Genomic DNA, 15,310 nt, shown 5'->3' with positions numbered 1-15,310 from the left:
AACCAATGGTTACGCACGAAGGCAGCAAGCTAAGTTAATATTGCTGTACTCATGAATACCGTTTCAAAAAATTTTCAAAAGAGAAAGAGTGACGCGCGTCGTCAGTCTTTGATCGATGCGACCCTCAAAGTCATCGCAACCGACGGGGTGGCCGCTGCAACGGTGCGCACGATCGCGCGCGAAGCGAATGTCACGCAGGGCCTTATTCGGTACTACTTTCAATCGAAAGACGAACTGATTGTAGCCGCATATGAGGCGCATATGAGCGACATGCTCGCGTCGGCCGGAAGCGCGATGACGGGTGCTGGAACTGCAAAATGCCGGTTGATCAGATATATTGAGGCGACACTGAAGGCTCCGGTCACCACAAGGCAGAAAGTTGGGACATGGGCGGGGTTTTTCCAGATCCTTCTACATGACGACGATATGATCCGGCAGCACACCAAATCCTACCATGAGCTGCGTTTGCAAACCAAAACGCTGATCGCCGATGTCTATGCCGAGGAAGGCATATCCAAATCAGATTCTGAACTGCGCCGCCTCAGTATTGCGGGAAGCGCTTTGTTGGACGGGCTTTGGATCGAAGGCGGCGCGATTGGCGAAACCTTCCACCCCGGCGAATTGTTTCGTGTTGGTCTCGAGAGCTTTGGCGCGTTGATCAATGTTGACCTGAAGGGGTTTCGTGACGCCAAACAGGGCTGCGGGGATACTTAAAGGTTCATTGCTCAGCGATACCTCTGCTAAAGTCGTGATCAACTTTCGACATAGAGTGTCGCAAAAGCGCAAGCATACAGGTTTACGGCGGTCATTCTTGTCGCGTGAAGCACTCAGCAAAACGCAGTGGGGAGACGCATGCGATATAATGCTCTGCGCATCTTTAAAGAGGCGCTGACCGGTCACAAAGGATGGACCCCTGCGTGGCGCGATGCCGAGCCGCAGAAAAACTATGATTTCATCGTTGTTGGCGGTGGCGGGCATGGTTTGGCGACCGCCTACTATCTGGCCAAAGTCTACAAGAAATCCCGCATTGCCTTGCTGGAACGTAGGTGGATTGGCGGCGGCAATGTGGGCCGAAACACGACGATTGTGCGCTCCAACTACATGATGCATGGGAACCAGCCGTTCTATGAGCTTTCCCTGAAGCTGTGGGAAAACCTTGAGCAGGATCTGAACTTCAACGCGATGATGTCGCAACGTGGCATCATCAACCTGTTTCACAATGACGCCCAGCGTGATGCGGCGATCCGGCGGGGGAATTCGATCCTATTGCATGGGTCAGACGCGGTGATCTTGGATAAAGCGGGCGTGAAAGAGCTCTATCCTTTCCTGAACACCGAAAGCGCGCGTTTCCCCATCATGGGCGGCCTGCTGCAACCCCGCGCGGGCACGGCGCGGCACGATGCGGTGGCTTGGGGCTACGCGCGTGGGGCCGATCAACACGGCGTCGACATCATCCAAAACTGCGAAGTGACTGGCTTCAAGATCGAAAACGGCGAGGTCAAAGGCGTCGAGACCACGCGCGGCGACATCATGGCCCCAAAGATCGGCGTGGCTGTGGCGGGGCGGTCCAGTGAGGTCATGGCGAAAGCCGGGCTGCGCTTGCCCATTGAAAGCCATGTCTTGCAGGCGTTTGTCACTGAAGGGCTGAAACCCATCCTGCCAGGCGTGATCACGTACGGCGCGGGTCACTTCTATATCAGCCAGTCTGACAAGGGCGGTTTGGTCTTTGGCGGCAACCTTGATTACTACAATTCCTACGCTTGGCGCGGGAACCTGCCGACCGTCGAAGAGGTCGTCGAAGAGGGCATCTCGATCTTCCCCAATATCGCCCGCGCGCGGGTTCTGAGGTCTTGGGGCGGCATCATGGATATGTCGATGGATGGCTCGCCCTTCATTGACCAGACCCCGATAAAAGGCCTCTATTTCAATGGCGGCTGGTGCTATGGCGGCTTCAAGGCGACGCCTGCCTCGGGCTATTGCTTTGCCCATCTGATGGCGACAGACACGCCGCACAAGGTCGCGACCGCTCTGCGGCTGGATCGCTACAAAACCGGTCACATGATCGACGAACTCGGCGCCGGTGCGCAGCCGAACTTGCACTAGGAGGCGACGCGATGTTGATCCCCCACCCGCTTCTTGGCCCCCGCGACGCCGGAGAATTCACCTACCTTGGCGACGCCACCCTCTTGGATCGCCCCGACTGGCAGTCCGAAACCGCGCCACAAGAGTTCTATGACTATGTCTACACCCGCGAAAACCCGCCCGGCGTGCATCGCGAGCTTTGGTACCACGAATATGGCGACCGCAACTGGATCGTCGTGACCCGCAATGTCTCAACCCATGAAATCCTTGGCGCTGAACTGGCGCAGGATGTGGCAAAGAACAAGGGGACCGCGTGATGAGTGGCTATCGTTTAAGCGGCGGTCTGGTGGACCATGGCACCGCCCTTGGGTTCAAGTTCGACGGCCAATCCTACAACGGGTTGCAGGGCGACACGCTTGCCTCAGCATTGCTTGCCAATGGCGTTCAGCTCATGGGCCGCTCGTTCAAATACCACCGCCCTCGCGGCGTCGTGACTGCGGGATCTGAGGAACCCAACGCGCTCGTTGAATTGCGCGAAGGCGCACGGCAGGAGCCCAACACGCGGGCAACCACCATAGAGCTTTACGACGGCCTTGTCGCAAATTCTCAAAACCGCTTCCCAAGCCTTAAGCGTGACTTTCTGGCGATCAACGATCTCTTCTCGGATTTCCTGAGCGCGGGGTTCTACTACAAAACTTTCATGTGGCCGAAAGCCTTTTGGGAAAAGCTCTACGAACCTGCGATCCGCCGCGCCGCGGGTCTGGGCAGCGTCACAGAGGAAAACGACCCCGACGCCTATGACAAAGGCTTCCTGCATTGCGATGTGCTGGTGATTGGCTCGGGCCCAGCTGGTCTAATGGCAGCTTTGACGGCGGGCCGCGCAGGCGCACGTGTGATCCTTGCCGAAGAAGACAAACTGCTCGGCGGTCGCCTCTTGGCCGAAACCATGTCCATTGCCGATCAATCCGGCAGCGACTGGGCCGCAGCCACTCAGGCCGAACTTGCGTCCCTGCCGAACGTGCGGATCATGCCGCGCACCACGGTGTTTGGCGCTTATGACCACGGCATTTATGGCGCGCTTGAACGCAACGCAGACCACCTGATCACCCCCGGCGCGGGCAAGCCGCGTCAGACCATGTGGCGCATTTATTCCAAACGCGCGATTGTCGCGGCAGGTGCCCATGAGCGCCACATCGGTTTCGCCAATAACGACCGTCCGGGGATCATGATGGCAAGTGCCGTGCGCGCCTATGCCAACCGCTGGGCGACGGCGACGGCAAAGTCTGTTCTGGTCTTCACCAACAACGACGACGGCTACAAAACCGCGCGCGATCTTATGGCGAAGGGCGTCAACGTACCGGCCGTGGTCGACACTCGCAACGAAGGCCCAGAGATCGACGGCACAGAGGTCCATCGCGGCGGGGTGATCCTTGACACCAAGGGCCGCCACGGCGTCACCGAAGCCATCGTTCAAACTGCCAAGGGATACACAACCAACATCCTTTGCGGCTCGATCGCGGTCTCTGGCGGCTATTCCCCGAACCTCGGTATGACCTGCCACCAACGCGGCCGCCCCGAGTGGCGCGAAGATATCGCAGCCTTTGTCCCGGCTGGCGACCTACCCCCCGGGCAAATCGTCGCCGGAGCCGCCCGTGGCGTCTATGACATGGGCAACGTGATGGCCGACGGAGTGTCTCAGGCGAAACAGGCGCTGAATGATCTGGGCATCAAATCCAAGGTCATGACCCTGCCCGAAGTCGAAGGCGAAGCGACCGGCATCTCTGCCTATTGGTACGTCCCCAGTAAGAAACGCGCTTGGGTCGACTTCCAAAACGATGTGACCGTCAAAGACGTCAAGCTTGCCCATCAAGAGGGCTATGTCAGCGTTGAGCACCTCAAACGCTACACCACGCTCGGCATGGCCACAGACCAAGGCAAAACCGCCAATGTTCTGGGTTTGGCCGTCATGGCCGAAAAGACCGGCAAGTCGATCCCAGAAACAGGCACCACGATCTATCGTCCACCTTACGTGCCCGTTGCCATGGGCGCGCTCGCGGGCCGCTCGACGCTCGAAAACTTCCGCCCCAAACGCCTCACACCCAGCCATAAATGGGCCGAAGAACAGGGCGCCGTTTTCCAAGAAGTCGGCCTCTGGATGCGGGCGATGTGGTTCCCTCAAAAGGGCGAAACCACCTGGCGTCAGTCTGTCGACCGCGAAGTCATCGCCACACGCACCAACGTGGGCATCTGCGATGTGACGACGCTTGGCAAAATCGACGTACAGGGCAAAGACGCGGGCGAATTCCTGTCCAAGCTTTACGTGAACGGTTTCGCGAAATTGCCTGTCGGCAAGGTGCGCTATGGCCTCATGATGCGCGAAGACGGGATGCTTTATGACGACGGCACCGCAGCGCGCTTTGCCGAGGATCATTACGTTGTGACGACCACGACAGCGAACGCAGTACTCGTCTATCGCAACATGGATTTCGCGCGCCAATGTCTGTTCCCTGAGATGGATGTTCAGATCATCTCGACCACCGACGCATGGGCACAGTTTGCGGTCGCCGGGCCAAAATCTCGTGAATTGCTCGCACGTATCGTCGACAAAGATCACGATATCAGCAACGAGGCCTTCCCCTTCATGGGATGCGCCGAGATCACCGTCTGTGGTGGTCTAAAAGCACGCCTCTTTAGGATCTCATTCTCGGGTGAGCTGGCCTATGAGATCGCAGTCCCTACCCGCTATGGCGACGCGCTTGTGCGCCGCATGATGGAGGTTGGCGCGGATCTGGGCGTGACACCTTACGGTCTTGAGGCGCTCAACGTCATGCGGATCGAAAAGGGCCACGTCACAGGGGCCGAGATCGACGGCCGTATGACCGCGCTCAATATGGGTCTGGACCGGATGGTCTCGCGCAAGAAAGACTGCATCGGCTTCCACAACAGCCAACGCGAAGCGCAGCTTGATCCGAACGGGCCACGGCTTGTCGGCCTGCGGTCGCTGAATGGCCAGGGCATCCATGCCGGCTCACATCTGATGAACGAAACCGGAGAGGTCTCGGCCTGGGTGGATCAGGGGCACGTGACCTCTGTGTGCTACTCACCGATGCTGAAGGAATACATCGGCCTTGGCTATGTGAATGGCGGGGATCAGCGCATGGGCGAGAAGCTGCGCGCCGTAAACCCGATCAAGAATTACGAAACCCCTGTCGAGATCGTCTCGGCGCATTTCTTTGATCCAGAAGGAGGGCGTCTGCGTGACTGATCTCACTCCTCTTACCCCGCTGGGAGGGGCCTCGCCCCGCGTTGACACTCTGGGCTCGGTGACAATCACCGAGGTCACCGATCGCGCGCTTGCCTCTGTCGCAACGCGCAAGGGCATGGACGCGAATGATGGGTTTAAAGCGCTTGGTTTTGCAGGCACGCCTGACGTCTGCACGATGGCCGAGGCCAACGGATCACGCGCTTGGTGGATGGGGCCTGACCAATACCTGGTCGATGCGCCATTTGATCAATCCGGGACTTGGGCGGCAAACGTCAAGGACGCCATGGGCGACACCGCCTCGGTCACCGACCAATCAGAGGGCTTCTGCCGCTTTGATCTGGCGGGTGAGGGCTGCGTCGACCTTTTGCAACGCCTCTGCGGATTGGACAGCGAAACCATGCAACCGGGCAGCGCTCAGCGCACGCAGTTGCATCACATGGGCTGCGTTGTCATTCGCTCTGAGGCGGGATGGTCCGTCCTCGGCGCGCATTCCTCAGCGGGATCCCTGCACCACGCGCTATTGGAAGTCGCGGTCGGGCTTCAATAAGGCAGCCCGACGTAGTTTTCGGCCATGGCCTTCTGCGCAGAGCGATTGCTGCGCAGGAATTCCAGTTCTGCGATCTGCATCTTGTGATCAAAGACCGTCTGGTCCGGATATTGATGCATCAGGGAAGAGAACCACCAGCTGAACCGCTCCGCCTTCCAGACCCGTGCGAGGGCTTTGGCAGAATACCCTTCGATGCCATCTGACGAGCCGGATTTATAAAAGGCGGTCAGAGCGTGATACAAATAATAGACGTCTGAGGCCGCCGTATTCAGCCCCTTGGCTCCGGTGGGTGGCACGATATGCGCGGCGTCTCCGCAAAGGAACAGCCGCCCGTATTGCATCGGTTCGCAGACAAAGGACCTCAGCGGCGCGATGGATTTTTCAATCGACGGACCCGTGACAAGTTTGGCCGCCACATCTGAAGGGATACGGCGCTTCAGCTCCTCCCAAAAGGCGTCATCGCTCCAACTGTTTGGATCATCACTGATCGGGCATTGGATGTAGTAGCGGCTGAGGTTCTCATTCCGCATCGAACAGAGCGCGAAACCGCGGTCCGAATTGGCATAAATCAACTCATGGTTCACCGGAGGTGTTTCCGACAGCACCCCGAGCCAGCCAAAAGGGTAAACCTTTTCATATTCCTTGCGCACCGTATCCGGGATGGTTTTGCGCGACACGCCGTGGAACCCATCACAGCCCGCGATATAGTCGCAGTCGATCCGGCGTTCTTTCCCATCCTGTGTAAAGGTCACAAAGGGCGCGTCCGATTTCGCATCATGGATCACGACATCTTCGACATTGTATTCGATCTGCCCACCTGCCTTCTCGCGCGCCTCATAGAGGTCGCGGGTGACCTCGGTTTGCCCATAGACCATGACCGGCGTGCCGGTGAGGTCAGCGAAATCGATGCGGAAAATCTCGTCCCCATAAGAGATCTCGGTTCCATCATGTGGAAATCCCTCGGCCTTCATGCGATCCGCGCATCCGGCCTCTTTCATCATTTGCACGAGACCCTGTTCCAGCACCCCCGCGCGGATGCGGCCAAGGACGTAGTCTTTGGTCTTTCGCTCCAACACGATGCTGTCGATGCCCTGCGTGTACAGAAGCTGTGACAGCAACAGCCCAGACGGACCTCCGCCAATGATCGCGACCTGGGTTTTCATAGGCTCCTCCACACAGGAACGAATCCTCGTTCACCATTTATGTATCCATTTTTAGGATTTTTCCTAGTTTTTTCGACTCTATTCTGATATTTACATATTCATTGGATACATTATGAGAAATCCTTTAAATGCCTCAAACCCTTGTGACCGCTGATGAAAACACCACATCCGACCAGAAAGTCGTCACGATCCTGCGGCAGCGGATTATGGATGGTTCGCTGAAAGCGGATACAAAAATCAGCGAAGTGTTGGTGTCAGAAATGCTGGACGTCTCGCGCACGCCAGCCCGCATGGCGTTGCAGGCTTTGGAATCCGAAGGGCTCATCCGCAAACGTGACGGACGCGGCTATACGGTCCTGTCCTTTAACTCACACGAGTTGGCGCAGGCCTATGAGGTGCGTGGCGTACTCGAAGGTCTGGCTGCGGGCACTTTGGCCCGTGAAGGCATTGATGTGGCCCTCGCAACAGACCTCGGTCAAATCATTGAGGACATCGACACCGTGCTGGCGAGCGATCAGGATCCCGCCCAGCGCGTCACCGGATTTCAATCGCTGAACCGCGACTTTCATCAGGCCATCATGACGGCCGCCGACAACCGCTTTATTGGCCATGCCTATCAACGGCTGGCGCATCTGCCTTTGGTCAGCCTCGGCTCTGTCGTTTTCAATGCCGACAAAGCTGACGAAGAGATCACGCGCCTCAAGTTCGCCAATATGCAGCATCGTTTGATCTTGGACGCGATCCTCAGACGCGATGCGATGCGGGCGGAAAGCCTGATGCGAGAGCATGCAAATCAGATCCCGATTTACACGGATCTTTTGGTTTAAATCCGCCCCTTAGAATGATCCGCCACAGGCTTTCCCGCGTAACAGTCCCAAACCACGGCGAGGGACGCAGGTGCGATTTGGTTCGGTTTTCAGTCAGAGTGCCCCAAAAGCAGCCTCTGTAGCGGCTTGTCTTCTGACAGGTGGCATGAGCGTTGCGGATGACATCGCTCCTCTACCTCTGACCCAGATTGAGGATGCCCAAATCTCGGCACAGGACACGGTGACATGGCTGGGCTTTCGCGTGTTTGACATCGCGGTCTTTACCCCAAACGGTGCGCGCTATGATCCGACTGAACCCGCCGCAATAGAGCTGAAATACGCGCGCCGGTTCTCCAAGAAGAGCCTGACCACCGCGACGATGGAAGAATTTGACCGCCTTGAGGGCACGCAAACGGATCACCCTCAGATCGCGCGCAAACTGCAAACCTGCTTTGCCGACGTCGGACCCGGAGACAGATTCCTCGCGATTGGTTCCGCAAGAGACCGCGTCTCGCTTTTTCGCAACAACCGGCAGACCTGCCGCCTGACCCATCCAAATATTCGCGCACGGTTTCTGGATATCTGGTTGTCGCTGGACAGCCGTTTTCCCGCCGTATCCCGTCGACTGCGAGGCCTATGATGCGCGCTCCGGCGATTGGGCTCTTTGCAATGGGGCTGGCTGCGGCTGGCCTGCCTTTGTACATTCATCTGCCGCGCTATGCCGGAGTCGACCTTGGGCTGAGCCTTGCAACCGTCGGAGCCATCTTGCTGGGCCTCCGCGTCTTGGACTTTGTGCAGGATCCGGTTTTGGGATGGATGGTAGACCGCTACCCTAACCGAAAGCGCAGCTTTGTCGCGCTGGCCGTCACCGGCCTCGCCCTCGGGTTTCTGTGCCTGTTTTCTGTCGCGCCACCCTTCGACCCAATCCTTTGGTTGGTCTTGGTGCTGGCTCTGGTTTTCACCAGCTTCAGCCTGGCCTCGATCCTGTTTTACGGCCAGACCCGCGCGCTCAGTGAGGGCGATGCACCTCAGGAGATGATCTCTGTCGCCAAATGGCGCGAAGGGGGGAGCCTGCTTGGCATCATCCTTGCCGCATCCTTGCCGATCTGGCTGGGGTATGTGGGATTTGGCATCGCCCTCATGGGTCTTATTTTTTTCGCGGGACTGTTCAGCAGACCGCTTTGGACGACCTCTGTTCAGGTTGAGGAAAAGCTGAACTTCAAAGCGCTGATTGCGTCTGGCGGAGGCAACCTCCTACTGCTGACCTGCGTAAATACTTTGCCAGTCGCGATCACTTCGACGCTCTTCGTGTTCTTTGTCGAAGACCGCCTCATGCTGCCAGACGCCGCAGGTCCTTTTCTGATCGTCTTTTTCGTCGCAGCCGCCCTATCCATCCCGGTCTGGACCAAAGCCGCAGCCCACATCGGCCCGCGCCTGACCTTGGTCGCCGCCATGAGCCTCGCCATCGCAAGTTTCGGATGGGCCGCGACGCTTACCGGCGGAGAAGCCACCGCATTTGCCATCATCTGCATCGGGTCAGGTTTTGCCCTAGGCGCGGATATGTTGATCTTGCCAGCTTTGTTTTCCTCAGTCCTGGCCCGCGCCGGTTTACAGGCGGGTCAAGCCTTTGGGTTCTGGTCCTTTGCCAATAAAATGACGCTGGCGCTGGCCGCCGGCCTCGTGCTGCCCATTCTGGATCGGCAAGGGTTTCAATCCGCCACCGAAAACTCGGCCGAAGCGCTCGCCAGCCTCACGCTGCTCTATGCGTTGATCCCCTGCGGGTTAAAGATCCTTGCGATTTTGATCACCCTCACCCTGCCAAAAAAGACCTTCCAACCATGACCAAGCTTGCAAAAACCTATTGGATTATCGGTGCCTCAGAAGGGTTGGGCCGCAGCCTTGCGGAAAAGCTGTCTGCTGAGGGCTGCGCCTTGGTTTTGTCGGCGCGCTCGGAAAGTCGCTTGCGGGATATCGACGTTGAGGATGCCCAGATCCTTCCGATGGACCTCACCGATCAGACCTCGGTCGACGCGGCGCTTTCGGCGCTGCCAGACATCGATGGCGTGATCTACTGCGCTGGTGCCTATGACCCGATGACAGCGCAAGATTGGGACCGCGATAAGGGTCTCTTTATGATGGATGTCAACGTGCTTGGCGCGATGCGTGTGTTACCTGACATCGTGTCCCGCTTTGTTGCCAAGGATGAGGGCCACATCGTCCTGATCGGTTCTCTTGCCGCCTACCACGGCTTGCCCGGAGCGGTCGGATATAGCACCAGCAAAGCTGCTCTGATGCATCTGGCCGAGAACCTTTACCTCGATCTGAAATCCACGAAGGTGCGGGTACAAGTCACCAATCCGGGCTTTATCGAGACCCGCCTCACGCAGAAAAACAGCTTTCAGATGACGCAACTGATGATGCCAGACGTCGCCGCCGATCATGTAATCCGCAACATGAAACGCCGCAAATTCCGCACGGCCTTTCCCTATCCATTCGCAGGCGTCTTTCGCCTGTTGCGCCTCTTACCTGACAGCTGGGTGCGCCGGTTCTTCTAACCCAGTTGCGCGACCGCTTTCCCCGCCTGTGAAATCGCGTCAGAGGTCATCTCCATGTCCGCATCCGTGAGGGCCAAGGACGGATATGTCTTGCCAGGGGACTTAAAGATCCCATGCGCGCGCAAGGTGTCATTCCAGACTTTGCCAGCCGCCGCATCACCCCCAAGCACATCGCGATAGGTGCGTGGCTTGGCATCGGTGAACACGATCTCGAACAGGGTGGGATCGCCGACGATACGGTATCCGATGCCCACCGGATCCAGCGCTTTGCGGATCATGTCCTGTACCTTATGACCGAACCCGCGCAGCTTTTCGTACTGGCCCTCGCGTCGCAGTATCTCGAGACTCTTGATCCCCGCAATCGTCGCCACTGGATTTCCCGAAAGCGTGCCAAGTTGCATGAGCCAGCCATCCGCACCGACCACGGCCTTATCAAAATGCGCCATGATATCTGTGCGCCCAATAATGGCCGCCAGCGGAAAGCCTCCGCCAATGACTTTGCCCAAGGTGCAGAGATCCGGCGTCACGCCATAGAGTTCCTGCGCGCCGCCATAGGCAAAGCGAAAACCTGTAACCACCTCGTCAAAGATCAGGACGATGCCGTATTTGTCGGCTTCCTCTCGCAAAAGCTGCAGGAAACCCGGTTCCGGCGGAATGATCCTTTGAAGAGGCTCAACGATGATGCCAGCCACCTGCCCCTCATATTCAGCCAGAAGAGAGCGAATGTAGTCAGGATCATTAAACGGTGCGATCAGCATTTCGTCTGCGACACTCTGAGGAATGCCCGCGCTGTCAGGAATCGCTTGCGGAAAGTTCACCTGCTTCACGGGGGCAAGGCTCATCTGTGCCTCAGCACTCATACCGTGATAGCCGCCTTCGAACTTTACGATCTTGTCGCGCCCGGTGAACGCCCGCGCGAGGCGCATGGCGTACATATCCGCCTCTCCGCCCGAGGACACATAGCGCAACTGTTCGCCACACGGCATCGCGTTGACGATATCCTCCGCCAGTTCCACGCCCAGTGCGTTGTTCGCAAAAAAGGTCTGACCCTTCGGGAGCTGCTCTAGAACAGCCTCCAGAACTTCGGGGTGACCATGGCCCAAAAGCATCGGGCCAGAGCCGATCAGATAGTCGACATATTCATTGCCATCCTCATCCCAGACCCGCGATCCGCGGCCCTCTTTGATGAACATAGACGGGTCGAAATTTCCGAAGCCGCCAGCGGGCAAAACCGCTTTCGCACGCGCGGCCCATTCCGCTTGGGTAGTTAATTTCTGCATGGCTTACTCCACAGTCAGATCAGCAGCGCCCAGCGCCTGTGCGTCCACGTTGATCCCAAGGCCTGCGCCTTCAGGCGGGGCAATACGGCCATTCGCGCGTTCCGGCGCTGTTGGCGCGAGGCGGGGTGACACATAAGACGACAGATCGCAGGTGTTCAGCACCCGAGACGGATCGGTCGAGGCCGCCAGATGCAAGAGCGCCGCCGTCGTGATGTCACTGCCCCAGGTGTCCTCAACACACATCTTTGCGCCGAGATAGAGACACATATCGCGCGCGCGACGGGTGGCAGAGAGGCCTCCGTATTTTGAAAGCTTCAGGGCGACGGCATCCATACACCCACGCTCATGCGCCTCGAGCATCGAGGGGATGTCATGGGCGTTTTCGTCCAGCTTCATCGGCAGGCCAGTGGCCTCACGCACCCGCGCGCAATCTGCTATTGTCGGGCAGGGCTGTTCGAGCATGATATCCATACGCGCCACCGCACGCCCGACCCGCGTTGCGTCCAAAGAGGTCGCTCCGCAGTTCCAATCGCCATAGACCAGCGGCCCCTCGCCGACAGCCTCGCGCACTTTGGTCAGACGCTCGACGTCGGTGGTCCAATCGCCTGATGCGCCGAGCTTCACTTGGAACTGCCGGATACCGGTCGCGTAGGCCTCACGTGCAATCCGCGCCATTTCGTCCGGCGCGATGCAGGTGATCGAATGATAGAGCGGCATATCCGCAGCCCTGCGCCCGCCAAGCAACGCGTAGGCCGGAAGCCCTGCGACCTGACCCGTGATGTCCCACAGGGCGATATCCAACGCCGATTTCGCATAGCGGTGGTCTTGCAGATAGGCGTCCGCATTGGCGATGACGGCCTCAGGCCCAACCGGATCCGCGCCAATGAGGACCGGCGCGAGCTCTGTGATGGCAGAGGCGACACCCCGCGCATAGGCGGGCAGATAATGCGGGATCGGGCATACTTCGCCCCAGCCAATGAGGCCGGTGTCGGTCTCAACCGCCAGAACGACTGTCTCGACCGTGTCACAGGTTTTGCCCTCGGCCATGTAATAGGCCTCATGGCTGGTCAGCGGCACATGCCAGAGACTAATCCGCCTGATTTTATGTCCCGAGCCGCTCATGCCGCATCCGTCCTTGGCAATTTGCTGGCCGGATCATAGGCTGGTTCTCCCAAGACTTTGGCGGCACGTGGTGCGCCATGCACGATCACCGTCAAGTCTGTGCCAGGTGCTGCGGCCTCTGGTTTGATATAGGCAAAGGCCAGGATCTTGCCGACCGTTGGCCCATAGACCACCGACGCCGTCGAGCCGACCACTCGATCACCCAGCATCACGGCTTCGCCGCCATGGCCGTCGGTTTCTCCATCTTCGTCGATGGCAAGATAGGCACAGACCCAAGGCATATCTCCCGCCTCGGCCTGCGCGGCGCTGGCGCGGGTCGCTTCGACACCCAAGTAATCCTTATCGAGCTTGGCAAACCGCATGACGTCTGCTTCTGGCAGGGTCACTTCGTTGGTCAATTCACCCGCACCCTTAAAGCCTTTCTCCATGCGCAGAGCATTCATGGCAAAGCTGCCATAGTCCTTGATGCCATGGGCCTCACCAGCGGCCCAAAGCGCGTCATAGACCTGAAGCGCACCGTCGCGCGGGATGTGGAATTCCCAACCAAGCTCGCCGGCATAAGACATGCGGAACGCCCAGAGCATCACGCCCGCCACCGTGATTTCCCGCGCCTTAAGCCATGGGAAGCCCGCATTGCTGAGATCCGCATCAGTGCAGGCCGCCAGCACATCGCGCGCCTTGGGGCCGTTCAGTGTAAGCGCCGCCCAGTCATTGGACCGCAGGATGATCTCGGCATCCTCGCCATCCTGATGGGTCCGCAGATGATCCATCAAGCGCTGTTCAAAGAAGGCCGCGCAAACGAGGTAATATCGACCCTCTTCCAGCTTAACGACGGTGGTTTCCAACTCGATCCGGCCGCGTTTGTTCAGCATATGGGTGAGTGTGATACCCCCCGCTTTCTGCGGCAACTTGTTGGCGACCAGACGGTCGAGCAGGGCCTCTGCCCCCGGCCCCGCGACCTCGACCTTGGTAAAGGCCGAGATATCCATGATCCCGACCGCCTCACGCACGGCTTTGCATTCATCGGCGATGATGTCGTGCAGAGGAGATCGTTTGAACGAATAGATATCTTCGGCAGGCGTGCCATCGGGCGCGAACCAGCGGGGGCGTTCGTGTCCAAAGACCTCCTCAAAGACCGCGCCCTTTTCCTTGAGCCGATCATACATCGGCGAGGGTTTGACCGGCCGCCCTGCGAGGCGATTGAAATGCGGGAACGGGATTTCGTGGCGCAGGCAATAATCCTCTTTGGCTTTGATGACCTGCCATTCCTTGGTGGCATATTCCCCAAAGCGACGCGGATCATAGTCGCGCATGGAAATATCCGCCGCCCCGTGCACCATCCAGCGCGCCAGTTCCCGTGTGAGACCCGGGCCCCAGCCGATGCCGATCTGAGTGCCACAACAACACCAGTAGTTCTCGACACCCGGCGCAGGACCGATCAGAGGGTTGCCGTCCGGTGGATGCGAAATCGCGCCATGCACATCGCGGCTGATGCCAAGTTCGGCAAAGATCGGCATGCGATTGAGGCTTTCTTCGAGGTAAGGCATCACGCGGTCATAGTCTGCGTCAAACAGCCAGTTCTCGTAGTCCCAAGGGCAGTGATCGTGCCAGACGGAATTCGGATTTTCCTTCTCGTAAATCCCGATGAGGCCCTTCTTCTGCTCCATCCGGATATAGCCCGAGACCTTGCGGTCGTCGCGGATGACCGGCAATTCCGTTTCTAGATCCTGAAACTCGGGCACCTCTTCAGTGACGAAATAGTGGTGGGTCATCGAGGTCATCGGCAATTGCAGCCCCGACCACTCGCCCATCTGCCGCGCATAGGTGCCGCCTGCGTTTACCACATGCTCACAACGGATGGTGCCTTGGTTAGTCTCGACGACCCATTCGTGACCCTGCTTGGTGATGTTGGTCGCCTGACAGCGGCGGATGATCTTGACACCCTTGGCCCGCGCGCCCGCCGCCATCGCCATGGTGACATTGGTCGGATCCACATGGCCATAATCTGGCGTGTGGAGCGCGCCAAGCACGCCGTCGAGGTTGTAGAAAGGATGCAGCTCGGCGATGCGATCCGTACCGACAAGCTCGATATTGAAACCCAAAGAGCGGCCAACTGACAGCGTGTGCTTGAGCCAATCCATCTCGTCTTCGGTATAGGCCAGCCGGAAAGAGCCGCAGCCATGCCATGTCACCGCCTGACCCGCTTCAGTCTCTAATCCACCGGAATAGAGCCCGATGTTGTAGTCCACGCATTTGCCCAGCGAGAAACTAGACGTCGAATGGGTGATCTGCCCAGCCGCATGCCAGGTCGATCCCGACGTCAGCTCTGCCTTTTCCAAAAGGACCGTATCCGCCCCCCATCCTTCATGCGCCAAGTGATAGGCGAGACCCACGCCCATGACGCCGCCGCCGACGATAACCACCCGCGCGTGGCTGGGTATTTTTGCGCTCTCGGACATTTGCAAGATTCCTCTGTTGAGAGTCGTGTTT

Annotated in this window: 13 protein-coding genes; 9 read left to right on the top strand and 4 right to left on the bottom strand. The window is 58.5% G+C overall.

The genetic code is table 11. The annotated features are described in order from the left end of the window. Positions 1 to 108: 108 nt before the first annotated feature. The 5 genes from HZ995_RS06975 (at position 109) to HZ995_RS06955 (ending at position 5,894) form a co-directional block, all read left to right on the top strand. Positions 109 to 714 (top strand): TetR/AcrR family transcriptional regulator, encoded by a 606-nt coding sequence (locus tag HZ995_RS06975; RefSeq protein WP_209357944.1) that lies wholly within the window; start codon positions 109 to 111, stop codon positions 712 to 714. A gap of 138 nt (positions 715 to 852) precedes the next feature. Beyond that, positions 853 to 2,103: a sarcosine oxidase subunit beta family protein gene (locus HZ995_RS06970; RefSeq protein ID WP_209357943.1), complete on the top strand. Its 1,251-nt coding sequence runs from the start codon at positions 853 to 855 to the stop codon at positions 2,101 to 2,103. Positions 2,104 to 2,114: 11 nt separating this feature from the next. Next, entirely contained in the window at positions 2,115 to 2,399 is a 285-nt protein-coding gene (locus HZ995_RS06965; RefSeq protein ID WP_209357942.1) for a sarcosine oxidase subunit delta, read from the top strand. Beyond that, positions 2,399 to 5,347: a sarcosine oxidase subunit alpha family protein gene (locus HZ995_RS06960; RefSeq protein ID WP_209357941.1), complete on the top strand. Its 2,949-nt coding sequence runs from the start codon at positions 2,399 to 2,401 to the stop codon at positions 5,345 to 5,347. Before HZ995_RS06965 ends, HZ995_RS06960 begins: the two co-directional genes overlap by 1 nt. Beyond that, positions 5,340 to 5,894, top strand: coding sequence for a sarcosine oxidase subunit gamma (locus HZ995_RS06955; protein WP_209357940.1), 555 nt, complete (start codon positions 5,340 to 5,342; stop codon positions 5,892 to 5,894). The genes HZ995_RS06960 and HZ995_RS06955 overlap by 8 nt, the downstream gene beginning before the upstream one ends. Here HZ995_RS06955 and pobA read toward each other — a convergent pair. Further along, entirely contained in the window at positions 5,888 to 7,057 is a 1,170-nt protein-coding gene (gene pobA / locus HZ995_RS06950) for a 4-hydroxybenzoate 3-monooxygenase (protein ID WP_209357939.1), read from the bottom strand. The genes HZ995_RS06955 and pobA overlap by 7 nt on opposite strands. A 128-nt stretch (positions 7,058 to 7,185) precedes the next feature. Here pobA and HZ995_RS06945 point away from each other — a divergent pair, with 128 nt between their 5' ends. The 4 genes from HZ995_RS06945 to HZ995_RS06930 all read left to right on the top strand — a co-directional run bounded on the left by HZ995_RS06945 (position 7,186) and on the right by HZ995_RS06930 (position 10,418). Next, the gene (locus HZ995_RS06945) at positions 7,186 to 7,884 is read left to right on the top strand and encodes a GntR family transcriptional regulator (RefSeq protein ID WP_209357938.1); all 699 of its coding nucleotides are present in this window, start codon (positions 7,186 to 7,188) and stop codon (positions 7,882 to 7,884) included. Between the two features lie 145 nt (positions 7,885 to 8,029). Further along, positions 8,030 to 8,503 (top strand): hypothetical protein, encoded by a 474-nt coding sequence (locus tag HZ995_RS06940; RefSeq protein WP_209357937.1) that lies wholly within the window; start codon positions 8,030 to 8,032, stop codon positions 8,501 to 8,503. Then, a complete protein-coding gene (locus HZ995_RS06935) occupies positions 8,500 to 9,705 on the top strand; it encodes an MFS transporter (protein WP_348521226.1) in 1,206 nt (401 codons plus the stop codon). The genes HZ995_RS06940 and HZ995_RS06935 overlap by 4 nt, the downstream gene beginning before the upstream one ends. Beyond that, the gene (locus tag HZ995_RS06930; protein ID WP_209357936.1) at positions 9,702 to 10,418 is read left to right on the top strand and encodes an SDR family NAD(P)-dependent oxidoreductase; all 717 of its coding nucleotides are present in this window, start codon (positions 9,702 to 9,704) and stop codon (positions 10,416 to 10,418) included. Before HZ995_RS06935 ends, HZ995_RS06930 begins: the two co-directional genes overlap by 4 nt. On the opposite strand, the gene HZ995_RS06925 is transcribed toward HZ995_RS06930, so the two are convergent. Genes HZ995_RS06925 through HZ995_RS06915 form a run of 3 tightly spaced genes read right to left on the bottom strand, consistent with a single transcriptional unit; the run spans position 10,415 to position 15,279 of the window. Then, the gene (locus HZ995_RS06925; RefSeq protein ID WP_209357935.1) at positions 10,415 to 11,698 is read right to left on the bottom strand and encodes an aspartate aminotransferase family protein; all 1,284 of its coding nucleotides are present in this window, start codon (positions 11,696 to 11,698) and stop codon (positions 10,415 to 10,417) included. The two genes, HZ995_RS06930 and HZ995_RS06925, sit on opposite strands and share 4 nt — an antisense overlap. 3 nt (positions 11,699 to 11,701) lie before the next feature. Then, a complete protein-coding gene (locus tag HZ995_RS06920; protein ID WP_209357934.1) occupies positions 11,702 to 12,820 on the bottom strand; it encodes a mandelate racemase/muconate lactonizing enzyme family protein in 1,119 nt (372 codons plus the stop codon). Continuing rightward, entirely contained in the window at positions 12,817 to 15,279 is a 2,463-nt protein-coding gene (locus HZ995_RS06915; protein ID WP_209357933.1) for an FAD-dependent oxidoreductase, read from the bottom strand. Before HZ995_RS06915 ends, HZ995_RS06920 begins: the two co-directional genes overlap by 4 nt. Between the last annotated feature and the right edge of the window lie 31 nt (positions 15,280 to 15,310).

The sequence above is a fragment of the Cognatishimia activa genome (genome assembly GCF_017798205.1).
Taxonomy (GTDB): domain Bacteria; phylum Pseudomonadota; class Alphaproteobacteria; order Rhodobacterales; family Rhodobacteraceae; genus Cognatishimia; species Cognatishimia activa_A.
Note: the sequence above shows the minus strand (reverse complement) of the source record. Positions and strands in the feature narration are given on the sequence as shown.

What these genes read in the sequence shown, in the direction of transcription:
- HZ995_RS06925 (WP_209357935.1), bottom strand. Translation starts at nt 11,698, where the DNA reads ATGCAGAAATTAACTACCCAAGCGGAATGGGCCGCGCGTGCGAAAGCG.
- HZ995_RS06930 (WP_209357936.1), top strand. Translation starts at nt 9,702, where the DNA reads ATGACCAAGCTTGCAAAAACCTATTGGATTATCGGTGCCTCAGAAGGG.
- HZ995_RS06965 (WP_209357942.1), top strand. Translation starts at nt 2,115, where the DNA reads ATGTTGATCCCCCACCCGCTTCTTGGCCCCCGCGACGCCGGAGAATTC.
- pobA (WP_209357939.1), bottom strand. Translation starts at nt 7,057, where the DNA reads ATGAAAACCCAGGTCGCGATCATTGGCGGAGGTCCGTCTGGGCTGTTG.
- HZ995_RS06935 (WP_348521226.1), top strand. Translation starts at nt 8,500, where the DNA reads ATGATGCGCGCTCCGGCGATTGGGCTCTTTGCAATGGGGCTGGCTGCG.
- HZ995_RS06960 (WP_209357941.1), top strand. Translation starts at nt 2,399, where the DNA reads ATGAGTGGCTATCGTTTAAGCGGCGGTCTGGTGGACCATGGCACCGCC.
- HZ995_RS06970 (WP_209357943.1), top strand. Translation starts at nt 853, where the DNA reads ATGCGATATAATGCTCTGCGCATCTTTAAAGAGGCGCTGACCGGTCAC.
- HZ995_RS06920 (WP_209357934.1), bottom strand. Translation starts at nt 12,820, where the DNA reads ATGAGCGGCTCGGGACATAAAATCAGGCGGATTAGTCTCTGGCATGTG.
- HZ995_RS06945 (WP_209357938.1), top strand. Translation starts at nt 7,186, where the DNA reads ATGCCTCAAACCCTTGTGACCGCTGATGAAAACACCACATCCGACCAG.
- HZ995_RS06915 (WP_209357933.1), bottom strand. Translation starts at nt 15,279, where the DNA reads ATGTCCGAGAGCGCAAAAATACCCAGCCACGCGCGGGTGGTTATCGTC.
- HZ995_RS06940 (WP_209357937.1), top strand. Translation starts at nt 8,030, where the DNA reads ATGAGCGTTGCGGATGACATCGCTCCTCTACCTCTGACCCAGATTGAG.